General features: G+C 43.4%; 3 protein-coding genes and 1 pseudogene. All 4 read right to left on the reverse strand.

All coding sequences use genetic code 11. From position 1 onward, the window contains the following. Positions 1–617 (reverse strand): DUF3318 domain-containing protein (locus JGK20_RS34035; RefSeq protein ID WP_293233801.1); only part of this gene is annotated, 617 nt, incomplete at its 3' end. An 82-nt stretch (positions 618–699) separates the two neighbouring features. Further along, positions 700–2,328 carry a DUF2079 domain-containing protein gene (locus tag JGK20_RS34040; RefSeq protein ID WP_293233803.1) on the reverse strand — a complete coding sequence of 543 codons (1,629 nt, stop codon included), beginning with the start codon at positions 2,326–2,328 and terminating at the stop codon, positions 700–702. 124 nt (positions 2,329–2,452) lie between these two features. Then, positions 2,453–2,698: a hypothetical protein gene (locus tag JGK20_RS34045; RefSeq protein WP_293233805.1), complete on the reverse strand. Its 246-nt coding sequence runs from the start codon at positions 2,696–2,698 to the stop codon at positions 2,453–2,455. After that, positions 2,695–3,069 (reverse strand): annotated as a pseudogene (locus tag JGK20_RS34050) (polysaccharide deacetylase); the annotation flags it as partial. The pseudogene JGK20_RS34050 and the gene JGK20_RS34045, both read right to left, overlap by 4 nt.

Consider the following 3,069-nt stretch of genomic DNA (forward strand, 5'->3'; position numbering starts at 1 on the left):
ACTTTGGCTTTGGCTTTGGCTGCGTTGCGTTTCAGGGCCTGGAGACGAGCTTCGTATTTAGCCCGTTGAGTTTTTTTGGAGGTTTGCTCGATTAAGGTTTTTAAGGCACTACCGAGGCTTTTATAAGCGTTTGGCAGAGTGTAGCCGAAGCGAGTGGCGAGGGTGAGAGCTTTTTCGTCAGCGTCTACTGCTTCTTTTAAACTTTTGTCTCCGTTGTTTTTTTGGTAAAGTCTCCAGCCGGAGACGCCGCACAAAGATAGGGCCAGTACCAGCAGCAAGCCGTCTTGCACCCAAAGTTCGCCGACGGCGCCGCCTAAACCGATCGCCAGAGCCGCCATTTCCCAACCGTCTCTGGGGATGGTGTCGTTTTGGATGCGGGCGACTTCATGCCAAAATAGGAGGTTGCGCTGATCCATTGCTAGCTGTTCCCAGCGGATCAGGTCTATCTGTATTTCTACCTGGTCTTTGCCTATTTCTTCGCTACGGATTAGGGTGGGATTAACTTCTATTGTTTTTTCTACTGTTACCCAACTTTGGAGTTCTGGGGGCAGTATATTTTTCAAGCGCCGGATCTCACTCATCTCGGCTCTTGCTGTAGAGGTTGCATAGGATGTCATAGCTCCGGCCTATTGATTTTCCAAAGGTTAATATGTGTCTATTTCTGGAGTTTAGTCGTTGTGGGCGATCGATTTCTTCCGACTATTTCATCAACGGTTGAATTTCCTGCCGCAATTTCGACCAAGCCGCCAAAACTTCCGGCTTAGAAGTAATCCCTTTTTGAACCAAAACAACTCCGTCCAATACTTCAGCAATTCCGTAAGAACCGTTCCGCAGAGCTTCGTCTGTAAAACGCACTGCCCCCCTAACTCTACCCCGATCCAGCGGAACTTTTAAATTATGCTGCTGCAACTGCCACAAATCTAACAGCGCATAATCGACATCGACTACCTTTCCCTCTTCATCTCGAAACTGCATCACTTCTAAACGGATGAGGTTTCTGCGACCCGAAAGGTGAGAAACTATGTAACCGCTTGTCGAAACGCTAGCAGCTTGCGGAATCAATTTTAGCACGGTTTGCAGGTCTGTGGCGTGTTCTAATTGCTCCGGCAAGGATTGATAAACCAAAGGATTAAAAGAATAAGGCGACAGAAAATACAAAGCCCCATAGGGATTGGAAGTCAAGGTAAATAATAGCGACAATCCAATACATCCAATCCAAAAACGGTGCAGCCTCGGTTTAAATCTTTCTGGATGTTCCGACCACCATAAAATTACAGCATAAACCAGTAAAGGAATCACGCTTAAGGTATAGCGAGTATTGATAGAAGTCGCTGATTTATTGTAAACTTGCACCAGCAGAACCAGCAAAGGAAAGCTTGACATAATCCAAGCTGGCAGCGAAACAACAGGTATAAATGCCAGCGGCAGCCACAAACCTAAAATAAACCTGATCCGCCTTTCTAAATCGTTAAAAAATACCTCAATTATAATTTGAGGTTGGGTAACGATCCCCCACAGCAGTTCCAGCGTAGACGGATTCTCTGTTTTGACGAATTTCCTAAAAAAATTAGCTAAGTAAAGCCGGGAATTGTCGTCAGAAAACATGGGCATCACAACATTGGTAATCAGCGAAACATAACTAAAACTCAACACGCACAGCGCTATTCCGGCTCGCAGATAGCGGCGGCTTACTATTAAATAAGCTCCGATTCCGAACAAACTAATTCCAGTTTCTTCGCGAATTCCTAACGTCAGCGCTGCAAAAATCCAAAACCACACCCACTTTTGCTTTTCTAAAGCTAACAGCAAACTAAATATAAATAGAGGAAGTTGGCAGTGTTCGTAAAAATTTCCCAGCGTCGGGCCTATTACACCATTTGCTCCGTAATAACTGGCTACTATCATTACCGACAGGGGAACAGATAGATAATGTCTTGCTAAAAGATACAAAACTATTCCGGCGGCGGCGATTAAAGCTACTTGCAAAACTATCAGGGTAACAGGGGATGGAAACAAGGCATAAATCGGCATCCAAATTAGAAAATTGATAACGAAGTGTTGCCCTAAATGGATGTAAGATGGAGATGACAGTTGTCTGTCTATCAGCGAGGCGCTGGAGGCGCCTGATGACAGGGAACTTTGAAAGAATCTGCCGTGTATGCTGTTCCAAAATACTTGGTTAAATAGGCCGTGATCGTAGGATGCTAAGAAGCTTTCGTAGCGAATTATGCTGAAAGTTAAAACTAATATAAAAAAAATCGCTGCTAGGATTGTAACTTGACGAAATCCTGTTTGATTGTTCCACGAGTCGAGAGGTTTGAATTTCATATTTTTTACTGCACCGATATTTTTTCTAAGGTTGATAGGACTTATCGACAAGTTGCCAGAAACCGGGTTTTTCGCCAAAATACTTGGCTCAAACCCTTAATAAGAGTTGAAAAACCCGGTTTCTTTAGTCGGAGCGATCAAGCCCTGGTTGACTGAAGTTGTGCTTAAATTCGGAAATAGAAATAAATTTGCCTTGGGTTTTAAGCTTGGTAAGGTATTTTTCTAGTTTGTCAACCATTTTGCTGCCTGAGTCTTTTTTGACGTAACCGGGTAATTTAAACTGGGAAATATCTGTGAATTCCCAGGGGTGAAAGTAGATGTTCAGATACGAGTCTGTTTCTAGCGTTAGCTTGGTTGCCAATTGTATCATTGACAGAGGAAAGTTTTTAAAGCCGGAAATCGGATCATAGGAGTGACTGAAATGGGAAGGTTGAGCAGTTTATTCGTATAATATGCAGTTCTGGATTTAGATAGATTATTGTATCTGCCGGGGATGTAAGTAGGATTCATTGAGGAGTTGTATTCGTAGCCTGCTTTTTCTATTTCTATGTCGTCAACTGGCTGAAGTCTTGCCATCCTGAATCCAGTGACTTGAGTATTCGTTATTTCTTCTAAGGTTTGCTTTGATTTTTGTAAATCTTCGAGGCTAAATTGAGAGTGGTAAAAGCCGTGGGAGGCGATTTCGTGGTGTTTTGATAGTTCTCTGATTGTATCTCGGTTGTTGAGTGCAAAGTTGGCTGT

This window comes from Microcoleus sp. PH2017_05_CCC_O_A (assembly GCF_020738785.1).
In the GTDB taxonomy this organism is placed as follows: Bacteria; Cyanobacteriota; Cyanobacteriia; order Cyanobacteriales; family Microcoleaceae; genus Microcoleus.